A 5,414-nucleotide genomic window follows, 5' to 3' on the forward strand; every position below is an offset into this window, starting at 1 on the left:
CCAGGGTCCACGACAAGGGCCACGACAAGGGGGGCGCCGAGCCGCGCGGCAAGCACGAGACGCCGGGCAGCAGCACCCCCGCCGACACTTCGGGCTTGTCCCACAGCGCTTGGTGTATCTTCGGCACCACTAAAATCACGTCCCCACAGTGAACCTCATCTGGTGTATACATCGCGCTCTCCCCCTGTGACCCCTGTTGCTAAATCCTATGCGCCACCTCTCAAAAGGAGCTCATCATTCTTAAACTTTCACCAATGCTAAATCACGGGCACTTGGGACAGCCCAAGTGCCCGTGAATAGCCATCATCGAAGCCCTATTCTTCGCCCTCATGTGGGTCAAAGGCCGCATATCGTTCGTATTTTATCACCTCATACAGTTCGTCACGGCTCAACATGTCCTCCAGTAGTCCGACCTGCGTCCCTGATTTCATCAATTCTCCATAAAGTGTCTCATAGGCCTGGGCGGCCATCCGCATCGAGGACGCTGGAAAAATCACCATTGCGTAGCCCATTTCCTCAAATTCTTGCGCCGTATAATAGGAGGTTTTGCCGAATTCGGTCATATTCGCCAAGAGCGGAGCCGCGATCGCCTGAGCAAATTCGCAAAACCTCTCGCGAGAATCTAAGGCTTCCGGAAAAATTGCATCGGCGCCCGCTCTGACATATCGCTCAGCCCGTTGCAGAGCTCCATCCAGTCCCTCAAGCGCATAGGCATCAGTGCGAGCGACCACCACCAGCGATGGTGCAATCGCCTTAATCGCCGCGATTTTTTCTTCCATCTCCAGCGCGTCGATTAGCGACTTGCCGTCCAGATGGCCACAACGTTTGGGCATCTTTTGATCTTCTATTTGGATAGCCGCGACCCCCACCTCGACCATTTCAAGTGCCATCCGCGCGGCCATGAGAGGTCCGCCGAATCCCGTATCCACATCAACCAGTAACGGTAATGACGCGGCTCGCACAATATCACGAGCCCGATGGGCCACCTCTGTCGACGTGATAAGGCCAATGTCGGGAAGACCTAAACTGGCCGTATACGCCGCTCCGGAAAGGTATAAACAAGAAAACCCTGCCCGTTTGGCCATTAGAGCAGACAGCGCATCGTGCGCTCCCGGAATACGCAAGATGGTCGAGTCATGCATTAGCTCCATGAACTGCCGCGCTAAATCTGCTTGTGACACCCGCTCAGAAAAAAACCAACTCATCGCACACCTCCTTTAGATATCTAACCGCGAAAAATCTGCCACCGACTGGATCTAAAATAGATTGGAGGCCCGTTCTGCCACGAGGCTTTTATGGCCTCTCTGTGGCTACAAGACCATTGTATCAGGCTTAATACCGGCTCTCGTTTATGCTCCGTGCTCTGGGCGATCGGTAGGGAAATCTGTGGTTTATATAGAGGAAAATGTTGACGAGCATCGAATATGTCCCATAACAAAGAGGGTGATTTGTTGTGGTAAATTCTCAGGATCTTCGGCGCTTTCTTCACCGATCAAGGGAATGGTCTCGTGTGAATCGTGGCCTAGAGTTGTTTGAACAGGCTGCGCTCGACCTTAAGGAACTCGGTGGCGTCGATGCCGGATTTTTTATCTATCGAAAACGCGTATTTGATAAGGGTGTGACATCTCAAAGTCCCACCGTCTATGCACCCTGGGGGATATTTGAGAATCAACACGCTCATCTCCAAACGTTGGTGCAAGAAAACACCGGAAACTATCGTCAAGTAGGAAAACTGGAGGAAAAGTGGGTCAAGCTGGATGACACCTTTCAAACTCTGCAGCGCCAGTGGGATCCACTCGGAGTCAAGGAAGTGGGCCTCTGGTCATTGGTGTCTCGTGAACAGCGAATCGGCGCGCTTGTAGCTGTTCGCACGACGGCCCCTCCCTATCCGTCAAAAGATACGCGCTCAGCCATTCTAGACGCGTGTGCCGCACAAGTGTCGTTAGCTCTCGATCTCATTCTTCTCGCAAAGATTGCAGAGGAGGCCAGTCAACAGGACCTCCTGACCGGTGTATTCAATCGTCGAGGCCTTGAATCACGGATTGCCGATCATGTGAAGCAGTGTCAGCATCACGGAAAACACCCCATAGTGGTGGTATTAGACCTGGATCACTTAAAGCAAATCAATGACCACTTTGGTCATCCTGCGGGTGATCAAGCGTTGCGGGATGTCGCCCGTATTCTCGAGGCTCAAACAAGGGCTGAAGACGTCATTGCCCGCATTGGCGGAGACGAATTTGTAGTGCTCTCGTCATCCAGTGACTCCTCTCATCAGCCTCTCGTCGATCGTTTGAACGAGGCAATCCGAAACGACTCCCCCGGATATACCGCAAGTATTGGCGGTGCAGTCTGGGACATCGATGGCAATTCGTGGGACACCTGCTATCAAGCTGCAGATGCTCGCCTCTATGAAAACAAGCGACAGCAACCCGCGCTATTGAGACTATTGAAACCTTAATGGTTTCATCGGCCGTATGCCGGTGCTAACCCTTTAAATTAGCCGCAATGTGCTATCCGGCAGACAATGGTCTCGTTTAGTGCCCCCTTCCCAGCGATGACTCGTCCAAACGTATGGGCATGCGCGTAGACGAAAAAGATCATGTATTTTTGGGCGGAAAGCCGCAGGAAAAAGCCGACGATGTCACGAAGCCTGTCCTTAGAGGTGAACGCTCATGGAGACTGAACTGAATTTTCATAGTCCTGAATTTCATCAAAATCCGCAATCTATCTTGGAAGACTTCCGCCACAGAGCCCCGATCTTCCCAGAACACGTCACGGCGACGATGACCGAACGCCAATTTACCCGTTGGCACTTCTTCAACCATGAGGATGTTCTAACCATGTTTCGCGATGCTCGATTTGTGAACGAATTGGCGCGTGAGGAAGACGTTATCACAGCTCCTTTACCCGAGGCCGTGAAGGATTATGTGAGTGCGCAACATAACATGATGCTCTTTCGCGATCCTCCGGATCACACCCGTATGCGTTCGTTGGTCAATAAGTCGTTTACTCCGCGTATGATAGAACACCTCAACCCTCAAATTGAGCATCTCACCTCCCACCTACTGTCATCGTGGGATCACGACCCCAATACCGACATCATTTCGGCGTTGGCGTTCCCATTGCCGGTTATGGTCATCGCAGAACTTCTAGGAGTGCCCCCAGCGGACCGCGAAAAAATAAAGACGTGGTCACAAATTTTTGCTCGGACACTGGATATGAACACCAGTCTTGAGACATTTGTGGAAGCTAATCAAATGGTCGTTGAGTTTCGTCATTATTTTCGCGACATCGTGAGAGAGCGTAAACTCCGCCCCAGGGAGGACTTGATGAGTCAACTCATTCAAGTCACCGAGAATGGTGAACAGTTAAGCGAAGAAGAGTTACTCGACATGGGTATTTTACTTTTAATCGCCGGTCATGAAACAACGAGAAACCTTATCGCTAATGCGATCTACCTATTGACAGAATATCCCGATCAGGCTCAACACCTGCGAGATAACCCGTCGATGATCCCCGAAGCCATTGAGGAAGTCTTACGATTTGAAAGTCCCGTCATGGTGTCGACTCGCTTGGTGAGAGAAGACCTATCATATAAAGGCCATCTGCTAAAACACGGAGATGTAGTGGCTGGTTGGATTATTGCCGCCAATCGAGATCCAGCGGTCTTTCAAGAACCACAGAACTTCGATATCCATCGATTAGGGAACCGCCATCTAGCGTTTGGTCAAGGAATTCACTACTGTTTAGGAGCCCCTCTAGCACGACAAGAGGCGACTATCGCGGTACGACAACTGCTAGAGCACTATGCCTCCATTGAACGCCTTCAAGATACGGTGGAGTGGTTGCCCTCGGTAACATTTCGCGCATTAGCCAAACTACCATTAGCCACTTACTAGCTACCAAGGTGACCTTTCTGGATTGCCTATAGCTCGACGACTAGATTTTTTAATTGTGTCTCTGCCCGCATGATGTTATTGAATCCGTGTCAGCCATGACAATATCAGCACTTTTCCGTTACTGCAGGAATATAGACCCTACTTTACGACGGCTGAGTGGAATTCCCCACATGATAAGCTGTGGCCGCGCACACCATACGGCCACAGCTACTACCTCACTATGGAATAATAGAGAGCCCCACGAATCGCCGTTTGGCGGGCTCTCAATCATTACCTCCATCCCATCCGCCTATTTCCTCTGCGCAACGCCCGGCCCCCACGCAATCGAGCCCCGACCAATCCACGAAACCAACCACCGCCAGAAAAACCATTCAATAAAGCCTGATACTCCCCAGACGGTATAGATGAGCCACTGCGGTTGAGCCGGGCGTCCACTTTGCAACACCCAAACCGCTACAAATCCTGATACGAAAGCCAATCCTGCATAAAAGAAGTTCCATAAGAACGGAAAATACAAAGGCTCTTCCAGGCGCTCCCATGATACCCGTGGCCACCAAATGTTCACTAATCGGGACCACACAATCATCCATATCACTAACCCCAGAGAGGCCATCATGAGGCCCCACCCGTTGGGAAAGGTTGCGGAGAACGGTGGACTTTCATAGGCCACCCGATAAATTGCCATAAGCCACGGAATCGGCGGCGCTGACGGTGAGGGATAGGCGAGAGAGGCTGCGAGTGAGGCGATGGCCGTTGGCAATGCATAAAGGCCAAAGCTCGCCATCAATACAAAGATGAGGCTTCCCATAGCGGTACCAAAACCGAGTGCGGTAACGGAAAGAGCGAGTTCAATGAGTGCCTGATAGAGTACGTGAGTCGATACGCCCGAGAACGCCCCATAGTGAATGGTGATAGCTGCCCATCCGAGAATCGCCCACTCCACAATCGCACCGACCACCATTACCAGCCCTAACATCCCTACTTTCGCACGAATGAGAGCTTGACGGGAGACGGGTCCTTCCAATATGTGTCCTAATGTTCCGCGCCAGCGATCCGACCACATTAGTGAAGCCCCGAGTAGCGCCGCAATGACGAAGTCCCAGGTAATTTCTCCGTTACGTGAATCCAACCCGTGCAAAACTCCTGTCACGTAGAGATGCGTATAGGCTGTCCGAGGGTTGAACGCCTGGGCCACCTTGATAAACCACGGGATAACCAATAGCATTGCGGCCGCAACATATTGGCCTCGATGTGCCCGCCACTCGCGATACCATAGAGCCAACGGCACGCCCAATACCGTGTCGTTAGTTTGCATGCCATTGAATCGACTCACGACGATACCCCTCCTTCTCCAAGAGTGACTGAAAGATGTCCCTCAGATCCATCTCTATTGGTTCGACTAAGACCGCACCGGCTGCTTCGAATACATTGACAATCGGATCTATCGGACCCGCAATCGTCACCTGCGCCACTCGTCCGTGACGTTTGATGTCGACAATGCGCTCATCGTTCAAA

5 protein-coding genes are annotated in these 5,414 nt (G+C 51.8%); 2 read left to right on the forward strand and 3 right to left on the reverse strand.

All coding sequences use genetic code 11. From position 1 onward, the window contains the following. Window positions 1–314: 314 nt before the first annotated feature. On the reverse strand, window positions 315–1,205 hold the full coding sequence (gene prpB, locus ACOJWD_RS01325) for a methylisocitrate lyase (RefSeq protein WP_486991420.1): 891 nt from the start codon (window positions 1,203–1,205) through the stop codon (window positions 315–317). Between the two features lie 305 nt (window positions 1,206–1,510). Here prpB and ACOJWD_RS01330 point away from each other — a divergent pair, with 305 nt between their 5' ends. Continuing rightward, window positions 1,511–2,458, forward strand: coding sequence for a GGDEF domain-containing protein (locus tag ACOJWD_RS01330; RefSeq protein WP_486991421.1), 948 nt, complete (start codon window positions 1,511–1,513; stop codon window positions 2,456–2,458). A gap of 214 nt (window positions 2,459–2,672) precedes the next feature. Beyond that, window positions 2,673–3,899: a cytochrome P450 gene (locus ACOJWD_RS01335; protein WP_486991422.1), complete on the forward strand. Its 1,227-nt coding sequence runs from the start codon at window positions 2,673–2,675 to the stop codon at window positions 3,897–3,899. A 289-nt stretch (window positions 3,900–4,188) separates the two neighbouring features. On the opposite strand, the gene ACOJWD_RS01340 is transcribed toward ACOJWD_RS01335, so the two are convergent. Both ACOJWD_RS01340 and ACOJWD_RS01345 read right to left on the reverse strand, forming a co-directional pair. Further along, complete coding sequence (locus tag ACOJWD_RS01340) at window positions 4,189–5,232, reverse strand: hypothetical protein (RefSeq protein ID WP_486991423.1); 1,044 nt, start codon at window positions 5,230–5,232, stop codon at window positions 4,189–4,191. Next, window positions 5,204–5,414: hypothetical protein (locus ACOJWD_RS01345; RefSeq protein ID WP_486991424.1), on the reverse strand; the 211-nt coding region annotated here is incomplete at its 5' end. The genes ACOJWD_RS01345 and ACOJWD_RS01340, both read right to left, overlap by 29 nt.

This window comes from Sulfobacillus sp. TH-112, from assembly GCF_057473405.1.